Below are 22,456 nucleotides of genomic sequence, written 5' to 3' on the forward strand. Positions count from 1 at the left end.
AGTTATGGGTAATTCTACAAAAGAGCTAGTTAACGCATTTAACTTAAATAATTATGGTATTGATAAGGTCAATACTAATTTTACTGTAGAAGGTAAAAAGATTGTTGGTTTATTTGCTAGTGGTACTAATACAAAAGAATATCTGCGAAGAATAGGAGAGGAGATAATAAAGCAGCACTACAGTGATGGAACTGAGGTAGCAAGTGAATATTATAACTTAAACTATTTTCCATTTGTTCTAGATGCTAATCCTGATAAAGAGGATTTAGGTAATGGCATAGTGAAAGTAAAGCTTGCAGATTCTACAGATAATGGAGTAATTCGTAACTTGAAGGTTCATTTTGCTAATGAGTTTGAGGGGGCTGTGAGATCTAAAGTGGCTGCACTTCTACAAGAATTAGTAGGAATAACGAAGGAACAAGCATATGAATGGGTCAATGGAACTGTTGGAACAGGAGCGATAGGTAGTCCTTATCTATACTGTATAGCTTTTAGCAACGAGTACCTCGAAAAAAGGTATAATTCGAGGATTTTTGAGCTATTGAAGAGTCTTTATATCAGTGAATTTAACTCAAGATTAGAGGCGTGTGGTCTTAAGAGTTCAGACTTTTATGAATATAAAGATGGTATGTTATACATTAAAAATGTGAGTGATAAGGTAGTCAGGAGTGTAACAGAATATGTTAAAGGGCGAGTAGCGCTTGATTTTAGAACTCCAGGCAGCGTAGAGTCTAAAGTTGAAAATTGTAAAAATGTTTTGAGTGAACTAATTCTTAAAGCGACAGGAAAGTTTGTTGACGGGTATGATTATGATGACTTTACAAACAAAAACAAAATAAAGAATGGGCATAGTTTTGCTCTTATACCTTTTATAGAAGAGAATGGTCAGTTGAAATCTTTAAGTTCTAGGGATGCATCAAAGATTAATGGAGGAATATTTAATGGTTTTCATTGTATAAGTGATATTAGAGGCAAAACTGCAAATCCACAATTTGCTAATTGTAAAGAGCCAGTTTATGCTTTCTCTAATAAGCAGATTGCTCAGTTACTTCCTAAAATTATGGGGTCTCCAATTGCATATAATCAAATAAACGGACGTTTTGAATTTGCAGTTGATCTTGAGAATTTTAAGAGACGTAGCTCGAGTCGATCCTCCTCAACGGTAACTTCTCCACTCAATTCTCCTACACATGCAGAGCCACCAAGAACACCGCTTGAACAAACTGGAGCTAGGTTTTTTGAATCTAGAGGAGACAGAGATAGTGGTCTTGGTGATTCACCTCCACAACTTAAGGATTCTGGTTCTTCAAGTGGTGGTCCAAGTTCTGGCTTAACTGAATTGTCATCACCGACACAGGAGTTTCCCAAGCGAAGTCGTGGTGAAGGGTTAGAGAGGCCTCCCAGGCAAGGATCAGAAAGAGAGGAAGGAAAAGGGGGGGCTGTTTCAGTTGGTGCCGGGGGAAATAGATTCAAGTCAATCCACTGGTGATCAATCACAGCTATCTTTGAGTAGATCATCATCGATTTCTTCTCCTATAGCATGGGATGATTCAACATTCTTAAATCCTGAAGTTTCTAATGAGGAACCTAAAAAACAGCAAGTTACTAAGGAAAAGGAAGAAGAAAAGTTGTTTAAAGCATTGCTTTATTGGTTTAACTTAAATAATTATGCTTTGGATCCTCCTCATACTAACTTTATTGTAAAAAATGGGAAGATTGCTAGTTTAATTGATGATAGTGTTGATGTAAAAGAGTATTTAGAGGAGATAATAGATAAAACGAAAGAAGAGTATCGTGTCAATAAGGAAGAAGCCTATGATCTCAATGAGTTTCAATTTCAATTTCTTTCTAATTGTGAGAAAAACCAAGAAACAACAGTTGTTGCTAATATAAGTCGTGGTGCCTTACTTAACTTAAAAGAACTTTTTAGTCGGGAGCATGAGGGAAAAGTAGAAATAAAAGATATCGACATTAACATCGTCGAAAAGGCAGTGAAATCTGAAAAGGACAAATGGGTAAATTTTCAGGTGCAAGAACATGGGTTATCCCCTAAAAAAGCAATTAAAACCTGTTATCCCGATGAAAGCGTATTAGAATATATTTCAATTACAAAAGACAAAGGTGGATACTGGATTAACCGTGATTATGATGGTTCGGAAGTAGAGTCGTTTAGGAAAGAGCAATGGCCTGCTAAAGGTACGTCAAAAGCTGAAAAGATGAAGTCCGAAGATAATAAAGACAGCGGTATCTCTTCAGCGGAGGCGACTGATGCTGAAAACGTAAGCTCTAAAGCTGAGGCAACAACAAGTGGTTATGAGTCTATGGATTGTGAGAATACTAGAGGAGGATCGCCAAAACGTACTCTAGAGTTGAGTATGGGAATGGAAGAATTGACAATATCCACAGACCTGTATGCCACTAAGGCCGAGCAGCACTCTCCCATAAAAAAATTTAGAAGCAATTGATCTAATCCACCGCTCTCAGCCACCTAAGCGTTTTATTAGGGTTAGGGCAAAGTCCCTGACCCTAAAGGCACTGGTGTTAGTTTTTCTCATCCATTGCAGATATTGCGCGGTACTAAATGTTTAAAAAGTATTAATATAAAGATATCAATAAAATTATTTACATTTTTATACTATGCACATTACATCATGTGTTATTTAACCTTACAATAATTTTTTTATTCTTGCTGCTTCTTCAAATTCTAAATTTTCAGCATGCTCTATCATTTGCTTTCTCAAATCATCCTTATTAGTATTTACTTTCGGTTCTGCTATTGCCCTCTCCTGTAAGGTGTTTGATATAGGTTTTATTATAGTCTTTGGGACAATATTGTGCAATATATTATGTTCTTCTTGTTTTTTTCTTCTTCTTTCGGTCTCTCTTAATGCACGGTCCAGAGAACCAGTGATTTTATCTGCATACAAAATTACTCTACCTTCAGCATTACGCGCAGCACGACCAATCGTTTGAATTAATGAAGTTTCCGATCGCAAAAATCCTTCTTTATCAGCATCCAAAATTGCAACCAACCCACACTCTGGAATATCAAGACCTTCCCTCAGCAAGTTAACACCTACTAAAACATCGATTTCTTTAGATCTCAATTTGTATATAATTTCTATTCTCTCCAGCGCAGCAATATCAGAATGCAAATAACTCACTCTCATATTCATTTCACTCATATATTCAGCTAAATTTTCAGCCATTTTTTTCGTCAATGTAGTGATTAAAACACAAAATCCCTTCCCTATTGTCACTTGTGCCTCATGAATTACATCATCAATTTGACTCTCTATTGGTTTTACAATGCAGATTGGGTCCGTAAGCCCTGTTGGACGGATAACTTGCTCTATAAATACATTACTGGTCTTTGCCAACTCATACTTTCCGGGAGTGGCTGAAATGTAAACAGTCTGCGGCCTAACTCCCTCCCACTCTTCAAATTTTAATGGACGATTATCAAAAGCGGAAGGGAGCCTGAAGCCATAGTCAATCAATTTCTTTTTACGCGCCTCATTACCACTGTACATCGCACCAACCTGAGGAACGGTGACATGACTCTCATCAACAAATAAAATTACGTCTTTAGGTAAATATTCAAACAAAGTAGGTGGTGGATCCCCAGCTTCCATTCCATAGAGATAACGCGAATAATTTTCAATACCTTTACATATTCCTGTTGTTCTCATCATTTCGATATCAAAATTAGTGCGTTGCTCGAGGCGCTTTGCTTCAACAATCTTGTTTTGCGAGTAGTAATAATCCAAGCGTTCATGCAGCTCTTTTTTGACTAGTTCAATTGCCTGCAACAAAGCCTCACGCGGGGTTATGTAATAGCTATTTGGAAAAATGGTGATTTTATTTACGCCTTTGGTAACATTGCCCGTTATAGCATCAACTTCAGAAATTTCTTCTATTTCATCGCCAAATAACGATAAACGCCAAGCTTTATTTTCATAATGGGAAGGAAATATATCAACAATATCGCCGCGCACTCTGAAATATCCTCTCTCAAACCTGGCATCAGAGCGCTTGTATTGAAGATCAGTTAAGTTGCTCAGGAAATCATTAATACGAATTTTATTTCCAACACTAAGCGGTATGATCATGCTGCGGTAGCTCTCAGGCGAACCAAGACCGTATATGCAGGAAACACTGGCAACTACGATCGTATCCCTGCGCTCCAAAAGGGAGCAGACGGTGGAATAACGCAGCATCTCAATTCTTTCGTTAATTGCAGAATCTTTTTCGATATAAGTATCAGTTTGTGGTAAATAGGCTTCAGGTTGATAATAATCATAATAAGAAATGAAGTATTCAACAGCATTATGGGGAAACAATCCTTTCATTTCCTCATAAAGCTGTGCTGCTAAAGTTTTATTGTGTGCCATAATTAATGCAGGCCTGTTTGTCCTTGCAATAACATTTGCCATAGTAAAAGTTTTCCCAGAACCAGTAACTCCAAGCAAAACTTGGTCTCTTTTATTGCTATTTAGCCCCGCAATTAAACTATCGATTGCCTGCGGTTGATCTCCAGCAGGTTGAAAATGTGTAGTGATTTGAAATTTCATAGACTTTACTTACTATCTTTGATTCATTGCATAGTGAACACTATATTGCTTTTAAGATAAGTTGTATAGCTATCGTAAAGCCATAAAACATTAACCAACAATGTCATGCAAGTAGCTGACACTGGAATCTTGTTTCAATGTTAAACAAAATACCATAGAATTCAAGAAGACAATTCCTAAAAAATCCCTACATCCAAAAAAAGGCAAAATGCTGCTTGAATAAGCTAAATTTTTTTAGATGCAAAAACAATAAAACATAGTTGATACTAAATTATAGTACTCCTATGACAACGTTACAAAAATTAAGGAAATGGATAGCTCTGATCAATTGGAATAGTATTTTCAGGTACCGGTGGTCAATATGACATTTTTAAAATAAAGATTTAGAACCTGTTTAAAATCTTCTCAATAGAAGAGAAATGAAGGAAAGAACGACCATTTGTAGGCTAGTGTTAAGTTTTCGCTCGCAATTTTTCCACAATCGTCTGCATTTTTCTAACCAAGCGAAAGATCGCTCTACAACCCATCTTTGTGGCAATACAGCAAAGGAATGTAATTCACTTCGTTTTATTACTTCTACAGTTGCTCCAATAATCGTTTTTATTTGAGTTGCAAAATTTTCTCCTGTATAACCTGCATCGACCAGTATATTTTTAACTTCCGAGAGGTTTTCTTTTGCGCTTTCAACCATTCTCACAGCACTGCTAACCCCAGTTGTAAATTAGAAAAAATAGAAAAGGTAAGGAAATAGGGTAAACTCCGAGGTATTTGATATTCATTCCTAAAATAGGAGGTTACCAATGAAAGAGAAAGTAACAGAAATCTTTTGTATAGTCGATGATTTTTGCAATACAGTCGATGAAAATTTTGCAGAAAAACTTCTACCAAGTGGCAAAAAACCAACCAGGACGCCAGAGATTACGCATTCAGAGATTTTTACCATAATATTGCTATATCAAGTGCGACAATTTTAAAATTTTCTATGTGCATTATTTGAAATTATTATACGAATCAGCGTTTCCAAAATTGCCATCCTATAGTAGGTTTATCAGGCTAAAATCGCAGGTTTTATGGTATTTAGCGCTCTTAATGCAATGGTTTTGCGAACAGTCAAAAGTGACAGGGATTTCGTACATAATCTATCGCTGTTTGCCATCCAAAAAGGACCTCGAGAAACAAAGTTTTCAAAGGGTTGGCAAAGATTGGAAAGACTACTTATGGGTGGTTTTTCGGTACATCTAGTAATCAACGAAACTGGCGAAATTCAAGGGGTTACGGTGACAAAAGGCAACGTTGATACCTGTGCCAAATTTAACTCAGAAATTGACTGGATTATTGTTTAGAGATAAAGGATATATCAAAAAAGATCTTTTTCACGAATTATTCGATAGAGGGTTAAAGCTTGTAACCAGTATAAAAAGGGTATGAAAAACTCATTAATGGTGCTAAATGAGAAGATTTTGTTAAGAAAAAGATCGATTATTGAGACAGTTTTTGGCTCTCTGAAAAACAAATTTGAGATTGAGCATACTCGCCACAGATCACCGATAAATTTTTTGGTACACATTTTTTCTACGCTTGTTTCATATTCCATGCAGCCGCTGCATTTCTAAGCTTTACTTCGTTGGCTAATCCGCAACTGGGGTATATAGGGTTGACACCAAGGCAATATTCTTCTGGAAAAGTTGATCGGCATGGCAGCATATCAAAGATGGGACCAGCGGAATGTAGAAGTATGTTATATGAAGCTGCACAAACAATGCTTACAGTTACCAAGAGGACATTTAAATTAAAAAACTGGGGTTGCGAAGAAAAAAGGAATGAAAAAAGCAATTGTAGCAGTAGCAAGAAAATTAGCTGTAATTATGCATAGGATGTTGGTTGATAAAACAGAATTTTATTATCAATAAACATCAAAAGAGCATAGGACAATAATTTTATTGAAAATAAAGATAGCAATGCCGATGGAAGGGACAAGCAAGAACTTAGTTAGACTTCGTGGTAAACATGTTGCCGTCCACTTCCGCCTAACAAGTATAATGCGGCTTGACAAATTTATTGTCATCTCAGACCGCGGAGAGAACCATATGCTACTTTTCACTTATGTAAAATTACCAAGGATTATGGAGAAGATATGCTGTTTTGATTTGTGTGAAAATTATTGTTGACTTATGTGCAATTAGAGAACCTAAGTCACTTTAGCTATATATAAAAGGTTTAAGTGGTTGTATTGATGTATCTTTGTATTAAAAAACACCCAATAAGCAGAGTTGTAAGTGGAATAAACCACAAAATGTAAGTGCTAGGTGGTACGATTATAATTGAATTGCCGTAAGAATTTTTTAACTCTGAGATTATCTCTTCATCAGTGTATCCATCATTGATTTTTTTACGAATTGCTTCTCGCATATCATACGCGATCTGAGATCCAGATTCAGACAATGATTCGCCAGAACATATTGGACACCTTATTATTTCAAATAAACTGGTTGCTCGTTTTTCCATGCTTTTATCTCTGAGTTTATTATCCAGAGTAAAAGCGTTTACGCCTGAGTGGAATATCAATATGAAAAGTAAGCTAATTACTATTCTCATTCTTGGTTAATTGGATTATTTTACTGAGTTGGTTCATAAAATCAGTGATGGATAACTTTCCAATAAAGCTTGACCCTACATCATCATCGTACTTTATTGAAAATTGAATGCCATTATCAGTTGTTTTTTCTGATAAGGAAGGTACTAATTTTTCGAACGCATCTGAAGTTTTTGAGTCACCAATCATAAACGAGATTAATTCTTTATAATTTGATATAGCCACGTTGATTTTGTCTTTAAATGAATATGTAACTAAGTTGTAATTGTTTACCCCACCATCTGCAGCAAAAGAAAAATTATTACTTTGAATCAAAAATTTCTCTATATTGAAATTAATTCTGGAAGCCGAGATGTCGTTTACAAATTCATAATCAAATTTAATGTCGATACTAAGGTAACTTTCAGGACTTGCAGTATTTTTATACCGATAAGTATACAAATCAAATCCTAGCTTAGCATTTCCACTCAGTTCTTTATCGAGGTGAAATTGAATATAATTGCTTTTATCATTCACTTCAGTTATAACACTTTGCTGATTTTCTAAAACATCACATTTTAATCCATAATCTTCGTAACGAAGTGTATCTATATAGTCTATCACGGTACTATTTTTGTTGAATCGCAATGAAGATGGTAAATCGTTTAGTCTAACAACAAAGTGGCTGCTATCGTTTGTGTGGCATTTTATATTCTTTTTCTCATCACCATGAACAGCAATATTGACTTCATTGCTTGGTATGTAGATATATACTGATTTATCAAACAATCTATTTTTTATCAATAAAGCATCAGATGAGATGGTTAATTGCTCATTGGAAAATTTTGGGTTTGTCACACGAAAAATTAGGTTAGAAGGAAATCCACTAAAATCATGTGAAATATCAAATTTTTCGTCGTTAATGTATAGTATTGTTTCAGCTAAAAGATTTTTTACCTTACATGCAGAAAAATACCAAAAACCACTATACGCTACAGGAATAAACAAAAGTAAAGAGATGATAATATAGATAAAAATCTTACGCATAGCTAATCACTCCCCTGTTTATCCAATGATATATTTCTTGTACCCCTTGGTATGGTTACACACAAGCCGTCGATATCTTTTGTGATTTTTATTTGGCACCCAAGTCTTGATGTCTCTGTTAAGCCGAAAGCTAGGTCTAACATATCATTTTCCTCATCAGATATAGGGTTATGTATTTCTACAGCATTATAAAACTTTGGATCAACAATTACATGGCATGTAGAGCAAGCAAGAGAACCTTCACATGCACCTTCAAGCAGATCTGGATCACTTCTGTGGGCTAAATTGAGCAGAGTTTCTCCCTCTGCAGCTTCATAGCTTTTCTTACTCCCATCAGGTAAAATAAAAGTAACAGATGGCATATTATTCCTATTAAAATCCTTACTAATTTCTCTATATCCTACAGGTAATAACTAATATTTGCAAACTCTTTACAATTCCAGTGCCTATTTTTTGTTATCCAAGTAGCCGACACTGGTTTCCAGAAAAAAGGGTGTTATGCAAGTAGCTGACACTGGTTTCCATCCAAGACGGCAGTGCCTCTTCTTGTCATCCTAGTGCCTTCTTATTGTCATCCCAGTGCCCAGACACTGGGATCCAGGAATTTTATTAAGTTAGTAAGCATAAAAGTATAGCTAACGCGAGCTCTACGTCATACCGCCGCGGTATCTCTAGATCCCGCTAACACGTAGCGGGATGACGAACTGCTATACCGCCACGAACCGTCATACCGCGATTCATTCGCGGTATCTCAGCCGCTAACAAGAGATCCCGCTAACAAGTAGCGGGATGAAGGTTGTTGTTTAGCTACAAACGTTAAGAAATTTACTAAGCGAAAAAAAAGGCAAAAGAAGCCCCGTGGTTATTATCTGCTTTAAAATATTAGCGTTTTTTATGTTTTAAACGCTTGACAAGCGAAATTCAGTTGCTTTTAATTGCAACTAACCTACGCTGCAAATGTTTAAGAAATTTACTAAGCAGAAAAAAAGACAAAGAATCCCCGAGTTAGCTAGTCTTTTACTATCTCTGTCGAGTATTGGCATTTTTTGATGTCTTGTAACGCTTTATAAGCGCGTTCAGCTTATTTAGATAAAAATCTAGATGTAGATGAAGTTTTGTAAAGACATACAGTATCTATATACTGCAAAAAATTGAACATAAGACGCCGATACATTAAGTAATCCTTACCTTTTAATCTGCAGATTGGCGAAAGCAAATACAATAGCTTCAGTTTCATGATAAGGGCGCTGGCGGAGTTTGTCAAGTAAGTTTTTTGTTTCTATTGAATGACAGTTGTAACCTACGAAAGAAGTCTGTTGTAATTTGTACGATATCTTTATAAAATGGTTCGCATAAGTTATCTAGCAGTGCAACTAAACAAATACAAAAATCAAAACGTCGCGGTTTTTGGTCTTGGTAAAACTGGTTTATCCGCCATTAACGCTCTAACAAAGAGTGGTGCAAGAATATATGCATGGGATGATCATGAAGAGCAAATAGCAAATGCAAAAATGATGTATAAAAAATGTAATTTTATTCATCCCAAGGAATACAATTGGCATGAGATCAGTGCATTGGTTTTAAGCCCTGGAGTGCCAACAGAGCCACATTGGATAGTAAAACTTGCAAGGAGATTTGATTGCAAAATAAAATCAGACATTGAGCTATTTCTTGAAGCTAAAACTACGAACCAGAAGGTAATAGGCGTCACAGGAACAAATGGTAAATCAACCACTACATCACTAATAGGGCACATATTAAAATCTGCAGGGAAAAAAGTAGCTATTGGTGGAAATTTAGGCGTTCCTGTTTTGGATCTAGAAAGAGATGCAGAAATTTATGTAATCGAACTCTCCTCTTTTCAATTGGAGTTGATGAATGAAATTAACGTGGACATTTCAGCACTGCTCAATATTACACCAGATCACATAGATAGGCATGGAAGTATGGAGAACTACATAGCAACTAAATTAAAACTGATAAACGGTAGTGAGGTTGCCGTAATAGGATGTGACAATGAGATTACTGCTGATATATTCAACAAATTCACTGGAGACAAAATTCCAATCTCAGTAACATATTCCCCGATGTCATTCCAGCGCGTGACGCTGGAATCCAGAAAAGAAAAACCATTGCCAACTACTCAGATGACAGAGGGTGGTGCAAGAGATCTAATATCATTGGCAGGTAACAATTTGCTTGATTATAGTGAACAGATTACTGGTATAGATCGAAATTATCTGGATCCCAGTGTCAGCTACTTGGATGACAAAAGGGGCACTGGGATCCAGAAGATCTCGTTAAAACTAGAGAATCATAGCTTATCAGTAAGCGACGTGAAAATAAACCTAATATCCAACGCAGAAAACATAGCAGCCACATATGCCGTATGTAAGGTACTTGGAGTAGATAGCAACACTATTATCAATGGAATCAAGTCCTTTTCAGGACTGAGGCATAGGAATGAACTGCTTGGCAAAATAAGAAATGTGTTTTTCGTGAACGATAGCAAAGCAACTAATGCAAAATCGAGCGAAAAGGCGATCTTATCTTATGAAAACATAAATTGGATCGCTGGTGGAAGAAGCAAAAAAGGTGGAATAGAATCATTAAGCAAGCATTTTACAAGGGTTAGAAAAGCTTTTCTTATTGGAGAATCAACCGAAGCTTTTGCAAATGTTATGGAGAATAAAGTAGATTATGTTAAATGTTGCAATCTAGAAGATGCATTCAGATTGGCTTTTGAAGAGGCCTTAAATAGCGCAGAAGAAGTAACAATATTACTTTCTCCCGCGTGTGCTTCTTTTGATCAATGGAAAAATTTCGAGGAACGTGGTGAAGCATTTTGTAGAATGTTTGAAAATCTCAGGTACAATCACACATGCTGTTTAGTATGATGTTGCGTGGAACAAAAGTTAATAATAGATAAGCTAATTAGGGTTATTCCATTTGAAGGGATAAGCGATGAAACCCTATTAAAGGTGTGCACTGACCTTAATCTAGCTAATAGCTTTTGCAAATTTCAGAATGGAATATATAGCGCTTTGGAGCACATAGCAGAGGACTTAAATAGCTCAATGGAAGCTGAATTAAGAAATTCTAATTTAGAAGATATGAAAGTGCGAGAGCGAGTAAAGTTAGCTATTCAAATACACCTTTCAAACTATGCTAAGCTACCGAATTATAGAGAACTTTTAAAAAATGTTTTATCATTCTCCGTATCACCAAAAAATACATATTTTTCTAGTAAACTTTTATACAGAACTATTAGTGCGATTTGGTATGGCATTCATGACCAATCAACAGATTTTAACTACTATACAAAAAGAGCAATATTAGCTGGAGTGTACTTAAGTACGATACTTTTTTTTATCAATGATTATTCAGAAGATTTTGTGGATACTTTATCGTTTCTTGATAACCGTATCAACAATGTCATGACATTTCAAAAATTCAAAACTCGCTTAAAAGGAATCATAGGAAATTTCTTATAAGCTATTGATTGTTGGTAGAAAAGTACTTGAGCACGATCCTGAAAAGGTTTGTGAAAATAAAAATATTCATGCTGATCATAAAGAACATTTAGTTTATTGTGAGGATAATAATGGTACAACAAAATACACCAGTTACGAAGAAAAAGAAAATAAATTTATTGAAGAAGCACATGAATATTTAATAGACTCTGAATTTAATAAAAATTTTGATCTAGGGCAGTACAGAATAAGTAATTTCTCCGGAAACTTGACGAAAATAGAACTGGAACTCATCAATGAAAAGTATATGCAAGTTTAAGTTGATAGAGAAAGAAAAATTATTCTTGCTATACCGTAAATACGTTCCAAGATTATACTAAAGTCTTTATTGCACTCAAAACCTTCGTTTTTCCTAATCTCTAGAATTATCAATGCATCATCACTTAACCAGCCTGAGTTAGCTAGTCCATTCAACGTTGATTCAACTAGATTGCTATTGTAAGGTGGGTCTATAAAAACTATGTCGCATTTTGAAATAGGTTTTGGTAAGCAGTTAGCACTGCAGCAAATTAGCGTAACATTGTCCGTAATTCCAAAATCTTCTGCTGTTTTTTTAGGCAGTTGCAAATTGTAATAATCTGAATCCACCATGAATGCATGTTTAGCGCCGCGAGAAAGCGCTTCAAATGAAAAAGAGCCACTTCCGCAGAACAAATCAAGTACATTCAAGTTATAAATAGGTTTTCTTGAGGAAAGTATACTAAATATTGCTTCTCGAACAATACTCATAGTTGGTCGTGCAGCTAAATGCTTACCTGTAGTTATTTTTCTTCCGCGATATTTGCCTGCAATGATGCGTAGCATATTAAATAAGCTCCAAAATAATTAATTATTTATACTATATGATTAATGTCAATATGGCTTTAGCAGTTTAATAGAGAGAAGCTATCGAGTCGCTTGTAAGAAAAACACAAACACAAGACTCATCAGTTATCTTTTTCTGATTTGCCTGCTGCATTAATTGCTTGACCAATCTCATCTTGTAAATCATCATGATCATTTTTTTCATCATGATTTAGCCCTTCAATTCTGCTTTCTAACTCTAACTTAATTATAGTATTGATTTTATCTATATTATCAAGAAAGCCTCTACATTCTTCTTCACTATACTCTTCACCAGATGCTTTTTTTTCAATAAATAGGTTTTTAAATCCTGCTAGATCAGAATTCTGATCGGTATTTAGTACAACATTTCTCTCTATGAAGCTAAGATCTGACAGCAGTAAGCTAACCTCTAACAGATCTTCACTTTTCACGCTTTTAAGGTCTTCAAGACTTTCTAAAATACTAAACACCTTAATCCTTTCTTGTACAATCTCTTTGTCTTCCTTATCAAATTCAGACAATAAACTATGATTATCTACAAATTTCTCACTCAAAGCTTTATTCAATTTAGCAAAATTGACATCCTTGTCAAGTGATGTGTTATCCCGCAACAAGTCTACCCTTGCCCTACGCGCATTTAAAATGTCGTCGTAGTCATTTAACTTTATGTTGCCATCTTTGTCTTGCTGCAATTTATAATAATCAAGGCCTTTGAAATTTTTATTAGTCTTCATCTTCAATCCTCTTCTCATCTCCTTTTGCATCTGGTTTCCTCATTGGTTCCGGTAATTTCCTTTTACTGTCTTCTCGATTTCTTTTTTCCTCTCTTTCAGCACGTTTTTTTATAGCTTCCTGGGTATTCATTTCAAAAAGTGCCTTAACGTACTCTTCTGGATTTTTTGGTTCTTTAAATAAAGGCTTAAGATTATAAACTTCGTCTTTTCGATCTCTTTCTTCTTTTCTTCTAGCTCTTTCAGCACGTTTTTCTACAGCTTCTGGAGTGTTCATTTCAAAAAGTGGTGAGAGGTTGTAAACTTTATCTTGATTTCTTCTGCCTTCTCTTTCAGCACGTTTTTCCATACCTTCAAAAGCAGATCCAAAATCATCAATTTCATCTGAACCTTTTGGTTCCGTGCCTAAATTTCGTGTCACTTCATTTGATTGATCAGGCTTATCTTCTTCTGTTGGCTGATCATGCTGTAGTTGATTAGGCTTGTCTTCTTGTTCTGTGCTTAGTTCTCGTACTACCTTATCTGGCTGACCTCCCCCTCGTAGTCGAAGAGGGTCGCCTTCTTCTAGTGGCTGATCATGGTTATCTCTTACTAGTTCCGTGCCTAACTCTCGTTCTACCTTATTTGATTGATCAGGATTGTCTTTTTCTGGTTCTCTCTTACGGCCGATAGTGTAATCATGAAGCTTCTCTAAGAAATCTCGCCTATATTCTTTTGCTCTATAGAGTAGGTTATGATCATAGCCATGCTTTCCTATAGAGTCAAGACCATGCTCCCAAGTAAACTTCATAGCATCTTCTATTGTATAGCCCAAATGTGATCCTACGTATCCTTTATAATAATCTAAATATTTACCGATCCTTCTGTGTGTAATATCTTCCTTATCAACTCCAAATGCCCTGTAAATTTTTTCCTCGAGCTTATCAACATCATTTTCAGGCGATGTTGCAAACTTCGTTGCTTCAATAGTAGCACCTACAAATTTACGTGGCACATCAATAGCGTATTTCAGCACTCCTCCAACTCTTGGTACTCTCCCCAGCAGATTAGCTGCACCTCCGGCTAATCTATCCGGTAAATGAGTAGCCCAACTGCCTAAAGACTCAAGTCCTCTACCAGCAAAATTTTGCCACTGCTGTTTGAATCCTTCCATTATGCCAGTCAAAGGCGATGCCTGATACATACTAGATATATTGTAAACGCTGAATCCACCACCAGCGATACTTGAGCCCATTTGTTGTACGAACGTGCGTAAGGAGAACATTAAAAATGAAAGCAAGAATAGTATAAAGATTTCCCCTGCATTGATTAAATAACCTCTCTGTATGTCTTGCACCCTTTGGTAATCGCTATTTTCTTGATAATTTTTGCAATCCTCACAATCTTTACATTTCTGACAGTATTCACTGTTGGGATCCTTATATAAATCATGAAGTTTCAGTATTCTACAACCTTGTTTTTCTACCGCACTCCGCACTAAAGATCTTATTTCATTAATTATTTCCCTATAACTATTGCATTTATTTATATCTTGACAGTAGCGTTTTATTATTTCACTAACATCACCTATCCTTTTCTCTATATTGTTGATCAGTAATATAATGTCAGCCCTCTCTGATGCATGAGATAAACTATTTGTTAAGCGCACTAGATCTTTTTCACTACAGCCATTACTAACTACCATATCACTTTCTGCAATATAGTGGTCTGCTGGATTATCTTTAGTTCCAGGAATTGGATTAAAGAAAGGATAATCTATATAACGAAACCCTTTTATATGTTCACCATTTTTATCTTTAGGGTAATCTGGTGGAAGCGGGATATATCGAGCACCACCAGTAAATTTTATTGTACCACCTTCTCTGCTTATCTTTTCTATACCTTCTATACTTTTATCTATGTTAAGAGAAGAAGCTTCTCCAAGAGTGTAAGGTACAAAAATTTGCCCTGGGGTCCAACCAAAGTACTGCTTATCAACGATACAAAAACCGCCAAACACCCATTTTGGAGCACATAACTTTACCTCGAACCATTTATTGTAGCATACAGTAAAACCTAGTTGTCTATAAAAGGTGTTCATTATCATTGAAGCCAACAATGACAAGAGAGTAAATATCATAATCGATTGTAAACAAAAACTGATGCAGAATTTTATCCAACCTTCAAATAGACTTTTCAGCGGTGAAAATAAAATAGAAATTAGAAACAGTGGCATGATAGCTATAAGAAAAGCTATACCCATAAAGCCAGAGAGAAATATTATGTAAGCATACAAGCACAACAAGAAGTATAGTACAATCCCTATGAAAATTGCCGGTATCATAAGAAGGCTTGCCCACATTTGGTAATGTAAAAACGCTGCAAACTTTTTCCAAACAGAATAAGCAAAAAATTTATTGAACATGTCCTCCATGAAGCTAAACAACTTAGCTTCATCTCCTTGAGCAATACTTCCGGTGTTCATGTTGGGAGCAAAGTTAGTAATTACACTTATCAATTGTTCAAGACCTTTAACGAATAAAACAAGAAAATGATCATAGAAAAATCTAAAACTTCCAGGAGATATAAGCACTATTACTAGAGTGATTTTCATCATTCTGATGAGCATATCATGCTTAGTTTCTCGTATCATGCCAAAAAGATAAAGAAGCGATGAAATCATTACAAATAGAACAAGCAAGGAAAGAACAAAATTGTGAAAGCTCGTACTTTTTTCAGCTATATTTTCGAACATAGCTTGTGCAACTGCAGGATCATTGCTATTAAAATGTTCTTTGCAATTTTCGTTAATCAATAATACACATTTTAGATAGTTATAAATGTAATCAAAAAACCCAAAACTACTTGGCTGCTGCACTCCACTTAAGAACTCAAAAGAGTAGCCACCTACATTATCTAAGTAATATCTATCTAATATTTTTACATATATTTTCCATCCCTTTTTTAACTTCAACTCATTACAATTTCTGTCCTTTAATTTAGTGTTATCTCTGTCTAAAGTAAAAAATCCATTGTCGCCCTCTGCTGTGGAGTTATAACCTAGATGTACAGTAGGATATTGAGGATCGCGCATTAACTTTAGATTTTCGTTAGGATCATCTTTCCCCGTTTGAAACAAAAGATAAGCACCATGACCGTTGGTAAACCAACATGGAGCACCACGTGATACTGTATTTGCACTATCATCTTCATTAATGCACTTGCAATTTACAGTGCAACTTGCATTAGGCTTACTTGAAAATTTTTGTATGCTAGGTTTATAATCATTACAAACTAAGTGAAAATTAGGTAAACTATTATCACTTTGTTTACCTTCAAATTTAGTTGCATATTTTAACTGCTCCAAGCTTTGTAAGGTATAACTGCCTTTTTTAGATTCCTTCTTGTTATTATTACTCCAAGATGTCCATGCACCATTAACTCGCACTTTTAAACTATCTCCATTGGTTTCGAGTCCGGTATCCTCCCACTTCACCACTTGGTTATGGTGAAAACCATAATTAATTTCGCCAGTTTCAGGATCAATAACTTCTCCATCTCCTGGAATAAACGCATCGTGGTCGCTTGAAAAATGAGCGCTTACTGCAATAGGTTTAGGACCAAAATAGTCAGCAGATATACACCTTGGAAAAGGCATATCGTTTTTACTACAACCTGTGATCAGCACATAAGCTGCAAGAAGTAATACCCTAAACCAACATTTGCCTAAACGTGATTGCATATCTAAACTTTTTCCAAATACAGAATAAATTTCTAAAACTTTACTTAAAATATCTTTTTAATTAGTTACTCCATAATATCATTTATATCTTACTCCTCTCCATTTTCTTCCTTGTTTTTAGCTTTAGCACTAGGATCACTTCTTATTGTTTCATCAGAATTTTTTTGCTGATCTGATTGTTTTAATGTTTTAGGTCTATCACTCGTTGTTTTATCAGAACTTCCTTTAGAATCTTCTTTTTTGTCTGGTTGCTTTGGCGTGTTAGGTAATTTAGCCTCAATTTTTCCCCGATCTTTACTCATTTTCTGCTTGATACTCTGTATCATACTTTGGGTCTTATCATCAAGGCCAACGGTTGACAGCATAGCTTGCGATGCGCTCTTAGCAACTGTACCAACACCGCCAGTAACTCCATAACCAGAGCTAAATAGTGTTTGTACCATAGTTTCCGATATAGAAACAAAAGCTTCCATTGCACCGGCAATAATGAGGTATATAAACGCCTGGATTAGGTCTATAGGTAATGCTGCAAAGTGTCCACCAGCCCTTTCTCCGGTACTGAGTGCAACATCAACGCTAGTGCCAGGACTGTATCCAAGAGGCAGTATTGATTTCATCAAGCACAGATCATACGATAAGAAATTTACGCTAATTAAACATTGATAGCATGCAGAAAAATTTGTGAGGTTATATAAAACTGAATACATCAACTGATTTAAAAGAGATAAAAATGAAAATAAAATGACTGGTTCTAATGAAACATGAGCCAACGTTTTTATCCAATTATCAAACAAGGGTTTAGTCTTTTGAAATAGAATAAATACGATAAATAAAGGTGTTAATGACAGTAAAAACGCCACTAGAACAGTAGATATTACATATTTAAACGTAGCGCTAATAATGCATTTTAAGAACATAAAAGTAGCGTAGAGTATTGCCAAAAATGCAATAAAGCCAAAAGGACCAGAGAGCATCAATGATAAAAACTTTAACCAAGTTTCTGCTGTGAATAATACTCCTGCTGTCAAGTCTAAGAATGCAAATTTTCTCCCCCCTTCCCCTATATAGCCAGAAAAGCTATCAACCAAATAAGTGCTACCATCTATAAAAAGTCTGGATAAAGTTGTACCAAAAAGTTCCCAGCTTCTATCGCTAAAGGCAAAAGCTATAAATGCTATCTTGAACATTCTTACAATGAAATCAAATTTACTTAGCTGTATTGTTCCAAGCATATAGCCAATGACAGTAAATATAACGTATAGAGTAAGTAAAGCTCTTACCCCCTGAAGAAGACCTCTTGCATATCCTTTGTATGAATCTTTAACGCTGTCCCCAATTACTTCTTCTTTTATAAATTTAAATACCCCGTTTACATTCGATGAAATAAAATCATTAATTTTTCTTTTGACAAATAAAGTTACACTATACTTATTGTTTTCGTAATATTTGCCATTTTTGTCCGTAATGTCATCTTTCTCTACGTTGCTTACATTGATGCCGAAATATATCTTCTTAGGTTTGCATTCATCTGTTATAGGTTTTTTGTCTTTGCATTCATCTGTTAAAAGACCTCCATCTATTATATAATATACCTTATCCTTTGTTTTATCTAAGTGCTCTACTTTTTTGAAATCATTAGTCTTTGGAGCAGATGGATCCCCTGGCGGGTTATCACCCAAATACACATACAGTTTTTCACCATTGATATATTCACACGATCTAGTCACTTTAACATGGTACCCGCCCCTATTAGCTCCATAGTAACCATAATCTGCTATAGCAAGCATCACACTACTACCATATTTTACATTGTCATTTACTGCATAGTCACTATTTAATTTCAGAGAAAAATCCTCGAAATTGTCACTAATTTGCGAACACACATTATCCTTTCTTGCACCTACTTCATTATCTGGAAGACATTGCATACCTTTATCAGTATCTTGATCACCAAGATCACCAATTTTTGCAACAAGAGCCTCAGCCCAAGATTTATCATCTTCAGTAAAACTACCTGCTTTAACATTCCCTTCCATTTTTTCTAGATAAGAATACATATCACATTTATTTCCTTTATCGTACTTCTTATACCTTATAGAGGAGACACAGTTCCGTTCTCCTGCTCGACCTGAATCATAGCTCCATATACCTTTTCTAGTATAGCATATATTCTGATAGTAACAATTAAGCTCATAAGAACTGTACTTTTTTTTCTCATCCAAACTACAGTTTTTTCCATCACATAACTCATTCAATCCTATTTTAGCTCGGCGTAAATCGAACAGCGAGCCATGTATCCATGGTTCGTTGTTTTTAACATAACCTTTATTAAAATGTACCTTATTATCATATGGAGTGTACCCATTGCCAACTAGCACTTTGCTTTCCTTTGCTTTTGTTTTATCAAGAGGTAAAAATTTTATTTTATTTCTCTTTCCATCCTTGCCCTCACAAAAAAATTCCTCTCCCTCTTGCTTGCTAACATTCAATATTTCACTTTCTGACACTTTTTCACCTCCTTCTTCAGCTCTATAACAATTGTCATCAAAGCTGATACCTTTCCCTCCTGGATTGTCATAATCAATTGTTATTTTTCTGGGAACTAAGCTAAAGCTTAACTTATCACCAGGATTTACTTTAATTCCAGTGTCTACATAACGTCTATTGCTGCCAAATCCTTTACCACCGCACAATTCGTTTTTATTTACGCCTTTTTCATCAACGCCATAATTATTAGGCACATCGTTAATATTTGCAGCTTTACTATAATTTGGTTCTGAGCCATCAGCACAAAAGCTAGCTGGCACAAGTACTTTCCTTGGATTTTTGTCTTCTTTAAAAGGGCAAAAATTTACTGATCCATCGAGGGTGAATTTGATTTCCTCACCCTTACTAATTACTTGACCAGAATCAACCCAATGAATTTTAACTTCTTCACCAGCTTTATGAACTGGAACATCCACGTTAACACTAGTGTTTCTGCTCTGCAACCCAGGTTCGACACAATCCATGTTACAACCAGTGATTGCAAGACACAGTATCAACAATAGTGATCTTTTACTTATCATTGCTGTCTTCCTGGTGGTGGTATCTGAGGCGTTGACCTTTGAGTCCCTTGTGGTATTTGAGGTCTTGACGTACCTGACTGTTGAGAAGCACCTCCTCTTTCTCTTCTTTGAACGCTTTGTTCATCTAACCCTACTGTTCCCATTAAGCTTTGTTGATACTGTCTTCCAGGTTCGCTTGCTACATAAGCACCAAACAACGAGTCAGATATTGTCGAAGAAGCTTCAACTAAAGCTTTCATAGCGTGTCCCAAAATAACAAAAGCCATCATAGCGGTAATATTAGGTGTATATTTGGAAGCATAACCATAAAAAATACAAGGGTTAAAAATCTTTAAGTTAATATTAAGTATACATGTAGAGCAGACCTCAAAATCAAATACTGAATACACAATATAATCCATAACCTGGCTTATCAGTGATATAAAAATTAAAAGCACTACTGGATGAATCGCAAATCTTGCTAAATTTTTAACCCAGTTGTGAAACATCTGCCTAGTATACGCAAATAAAAGACAAATAATAAAAATAGGTGCTAAAGAAAGCAATAACGCAACTATTGCTATAGATGTAATAAAAGAAAATAAGGCATTAAAAATAGATAAGCTCACTGTGATTAAACCCCAAATCACCAAGCAAAAAGATACAATGCCCAAAGGGCCAGAAAATATAAGAGATACTATTAACAATACTGAATGCGATGACAAGAACCTATTGAGCGGCAAATCAAGAAACTCAAAAACATTTGAAGTAGTGCCTCTAAAATTTGCTATTTCTATTAGTTGTTTTGGAGTGTTAATAAATATAGAGAATGCGTTGTTATAAAAAAAGTCCCAGCTATTATCCTGCAATAGCTGGGCGATGATTCCTATCTTTACGCATATAATTAAAAACTCATATATAGAAATATGAGTTAATCCAAAAAAGTAATAAAGAGTATATAAGATTATATATAGTACTAATAGTGATATTATAGTAGATCTAATGGTATTTGTTCTGCTTGATTTTATAAAACTTTCGTAAAGAGACTTTACAGGACTAGTATCAGAGTGAATTGCGTTAGGGTCTTTATAATTAGAGCCGAAAAATGCAGTTTTCACTTTTTCATCAAAGAAATTATATATTGCACTAAAAGTTTTTGTAGGTGGCTCTTTAGTTGTTAGGTTAATACTAAATTGACCTTCATTTTTGTAATCGCAGCCATGGTCTCTTATTCCGTAATATATGGTGCCTGTTTTGTCTTTTAATTTTCCTTTCAAGTTTTCCATGTCATGAACTTTGCTGATATCTACAAATATATCCGCTTGATTTTCACCAGGCTTATGCTCAGGGAATTTATCGGAAACACTTATATACAAGCTATTTTCCAGACTATGGTTCTTCGTTACTCTTATGTTGAACCCGCCTTTGTCATTTGTATTGTAGCAGCTCTTGTCATTTCTGCTACATAGACTAAAAGTTAAACTTGGTATTTGATGGTCATTCTCCATCTTATGATCACAACTAGTACATAAACCACCACCTGGAATGTGTTCAAGAGTTTCATTATCCATACCAACTTTTAGAAATGTAATGTCAGTTTTTACCTGTTTTCCCTTTAATACGTTACTAATAATTTCAGCAACAACAGATTCACCACTAGAATTTAAAGCATTGAATAGCTCAATTTCTATATTATTATATTCAATATACACGCAATCCTCGCCTCTACGACCAGAAGAAAATTTACATATACGTCTACAGAGTGAATTTAAAATGTGCGTATCTATCTTACTTGCACTGCTCTCTGAAAGCTTACTGCAATCTATATTCTCTCCTTGTTTTATAGAGTTAATAATATTTTCAATTTCCTTTTTTCTTTCATCTTGATCTAACTTCGAAAACCAGTACTCTCTTCCACTCAACCATTGCGCATCGCCTATTATATATTTATTAGGACATATCCCATCCTTGCCACCTTGGCATTTCTCTTGATTTAAAACATGTGCAAAATGTTCCGTTTCTTGCTCGCTACACTTTTCGTCGATTTTCAAATACCTGATTTTTGTCTCACTCTCTTTATCTTTACACACTTTACTTCCAATCACACTAAAGCTTATCGTATCGCCTTTTTTAAGTGCAAATGGTAATGCAACGTCATTTCTCCCAGGCCCAATTGCAAAATCTGCATACTGCTTAGGACAAAAATTAACCTTACTAGGCACTATATCAATCTCTGTTACTCTTATTCTATCTGAGATATTAACACCAGAATCAACCCATTTCTGCTCTGTTGACACTATATCTAGTTTTTCACGCAAACCTGATAAATTTTCTGGCTTAATACAGTGATGTTCCCCGCAGCCTGACAGAAAAAAAAACGGTATTATCAGCAAAAATTTTAGCATA

At 35.3% G+C, this 22,456-nt stretch carries 17 protein-coding genes and 3 pseudogenes; 10 read left to right on the forward strand and 10 right to left on the reverse strand.

Annotation, left to right across the window (positions count from 1 at the left end; translation table 11 throughout):
• Window positions 1-4 precede the first annotated feature (4 nt).
• Window positions 5-1,489 carry a hypothetical protein gene (locus ACQH2O_RS06720; protein WP_425385165.1) on the forward strand — a complete coding sequence of 495 codons (1,485 nt, stop codon included), beginning with the start codon at window positions 5-7 and terminating at the stop codon, window positions 1,487-1,489.
• Window positions 1,449-2,465, forward strand: a complete 1,017-nt coding sequence (locus ACQH2O_RS06725) for a hypothetical protein (protein WP_425385166.1) — start codon at window positions 1,449-1,451, stop codon at window positions 2,463-2,465. Before ACQH2O_RS06720 ends, ACQH2O_RS06725 begins: the two co-directional genes overlap by 41 nt.
• A 201-nt stretch (window positions 2,466-2,666) precedes the next feature.
• On the opposite strand, the gene uvrB is transcribed toward ACQH2O_RS06725, so the two are convergent.
• Window positions 2,667-4,574: an excinuclease ABC subunit UvrB gene (gene uvrB / locus ACQH2O_RS06730; protein WP_070356920.1), complete on the reverse strand. Its 1,908-nt coding sequence runs from the start codon at window positions 4,572-4,574 to the stop codon at window positions 2,667-2,669.
• 394 nt (window positions 4,575-4,968) lie between these two features.
• Window positions 4,969-5,241: pseudogene (locus ACQH2O_RS06735) on the reverse strand (transposase); the annotation flags it as partial.
• Window positions 5,242-5,374: 133 nt separating this feature from the next.
• Between ACQH2O_RS06735 and ACQH2O_RS06740 the strand changes: the two are divergent.
• The 5 genes and pseudogenes from ACQH2O_RS06740 to ACQH2O_RS06760 all read left to right on the forward strand — a co-directional run bounded on the left by ACQH2O_RS06740 (window position 5,375) and on the right by ACQH2O_RS06760 (window position 6,447).
• On the forward strand, window positions 5,375-5,548 hold the full coding sequence (locus ACQH2O_RS06740) for a hypothetical protein (protein ID WP_010082315.1): 174 nt from the start codon (window positions 5,375-5,377) through the stop codon (window positions 5,546-5,548).
• A 96-nt stretch (window positions 5,549-5,644) separates the two neighbouring features.
• Window positions 5,645-5,917, forward strand: coding sequence for a hypothetical protein (locus ACQH2O_RS06745; protein ID WP_022626362.1), 273 nt, complete (start codon window positions 5,645-5,647; stop codon window positions 5,915-5,917).
• A pseudogene (locus ACQH2O_RS06750) lies at window positions 5,877-6,058 on the forward strand (transposase); the annotation flags it as partial. The gene ACQH2O_RS06745 and the pseudogene ACQH2O_RS06750, both read left to right, overlap by 41 nt.
• Window positions 6,035-6,187, forward strand: a complete 153-nt coding sequence (locus tag ACQH2O_RS06755; RefSeq protein ID WP_369408987.1) for a transposase — start codon at window positions 6,035-6,037, stop codon at window positions 6,185-6,187. The pseudogene ACQH2O_RS06750 and the gene ACQH2O_RS06755, both read left to right, overlap by 24 nt.
• Window positions 6,188-6,228: 41 nt before the next feature.
• Window positions 6,229-6,447, forward strand: a complete 219-nt coding sequence (locus ACQH2O_RS06760) for a transposase (protein WP_182321042.1) — start codon at window positions 6,229-6,231, stop codon at window positions 6,445-6,447.
• A gap of 344 nt (window positions 6,448-6,791) precedes the next feature.
• On the opposite strand, the gene ACQH2O_RS06765 is transcribed toward ACQH2O_RS06760, so the two are convergent.
• The 3 genes from ACQH2O_RS06765 to ACQH2O_RS06775 are packed head-to-tail and all read right to left on the reverse strand — an operon-like array spanning window position 6,792 to window position 8,555.
• Entirely contained in the window at window positions 6,792-7,169 is a 378-nt protein-coding gene (locus ACQH2O_RS06765; protein WP_010962876.1) for a cytochrome c-type biogenesis protein, read from the reverse strand.
• The gene (locus ACQH2O_RS06770; RefSeq protein ID WP_010962877.1) at window positions 7,153-8,193 is read right to left on the reverse strand and encodes a hypothetical protein; all 1,041 of its coding nucleotides are present in this window, start codon (window positions 8,191-8,193) and stop codon (window positions 7,153-7,155) included. Before ACQH2O_RS06770 ends, ACQH2O_RS06765 begins: the two co-directional genes overlap by 17 nt.
• 2 nt (window positions 8,194-8,195) lie before the next feature.
• Window positions 8,196-8,555, reverse strand: a complete 360-nt coding sequence (locus ACQH2O_RS06775; RefSeq protein WP_010082412.1) for a ferredoxin family 2Fe-2S iron-sulfur cluster binding protein — start codon at window positions 8,553-8,555, stop codon at window positions 8,196-8,198.
• A gap of 981 nt (window positions 8,556-9,536) precedes the next feature.
• On the opposite strand from ACQH2O_RS06775, the gene ACQH2O_RS06780 reads away from it, so the two are divergent.
• The 3 genes and pseudogenes from ACQH2O_RS06780 to ACQH2O_RS06790 form a co-directional block, all read left to right on the forward strand.
• Complete coding sequence (locus ACQH2O_RS06780; RefSeq protein WP_007549232.1) at window positions 9,537-11,090, forward strand: Mur ligase family protein; 1,554 nt, start codon at window positions 9,537-9,539, stop codon at window positions 11,088-11,090.
• Window positions 11,091-11,096: 6 nt separating this feature from the next.
• Window positions 11,097-11,687 carry a COQ9 family protein gene (locus ACQH2O_RS06785; protein WP_010082414.1) on the forward strand — a complete coding sequence of 197 codons (591 nt, stop codon included), beginning with the start codon at window positions 11,097-11,099 and terminating at the stop codon, window positions 11,685-11,687.
• Window positions 11,688-11,709: 22 nt separating this feature from the next.
• A pseudogene (locus ACQH2O_RS06790) lies at window positions 11,710-11,985 on the forward strand (hypothetical protein); the annotation flags it as partial.
• Here ACQH2O_RS06790 and rsmD read toward each other — a convergent pair.
• The 5 genes from rsmD to ACQH2O_RS06815 form a co-directional block, all read right to left on the reverse strand.
• Window positions 11,982-12,530, reverse strand: coding sequence for a 16S rRNA (guanine(966)-N(2))-methyltransferase RsmD (gene rsmD, locus ACQH2O_RS06795; protein WP_010082416.1), 549 nt, complete (start codon window positions 12,528-12,530; stop codon window positions 11,982-11,984). The pseudogene ACQH2O_RS06790 and the gene rsmD sit on opposite strands and share 4 nt — an antisense overlap.
• Before the next feature lie 122 nt (window positions 12,531-12,652).
• Window positions 12,653-13,285, reverse strand: a complete 633-nt coding sequence (locus tag ACQH2O_RS06800) for a WD_0853 family protein (protein ID WP_010082417.1) — start codon at window positions 13,283-13,285, stop codon at window positions 12,653-12,655.
• Entirely contained in the window at window positions 13,275-17,003 is a 3,729-nt protein-coding gene (locus ACQH2O_RS06805; RefSeq protein ID WP_425385167.1) for a type IV secretion system protein, read from the reverse strand. Before ACQH2O_RS06805 ends, ACQH2O_RS06800 begins: the two co-directional genes overlap by 11 nt.
• Before the next feature lie 89 nt (window positions 17,004-17,092).
• Complete coding sequence (locus tag ACQH2O_RS06810; RefSeq protein WP_208571614.1) at window positions 17,093-20,071, reverse strand: type IV secretion system protein; 2,979 nt, start codon at window positions 20,069-20,071, stop codon at window positions 17,093-17,095.
• Window positions 20,068-22,455 carry a type IV secretion system protein gene (locus ACQH2O_RS06815; RefSeq protein ID WP_425385168.1) on the reverse strand — a complete coding sequence of 796 codons (2,388 nt, stop codon included), beginning with the start codon at window positions 22,453-22,455 and terminating at the stop codon, window positions 20,068-20,070. The genes ACQH2O_RS06810 and ACQH2O_RS06815 overlap by 4 nt, the downstream gene beginning before the upstream one ends.
• Window position 22,456: the final 1 nt, after the last annotated feature.

Origin of the sequence: Wolbachia endosymbiont (group B) of Schoenobius gigantella (genome assembly GCF_964031005.1) — a bacterium.
Taxonomy (GTDB): Bacteria; Pseudomonadota; Alphaproteobacteria; order Rickettsiales; family Anaplasmataceae; genus Wolbachia; species Wolbachia pipientis.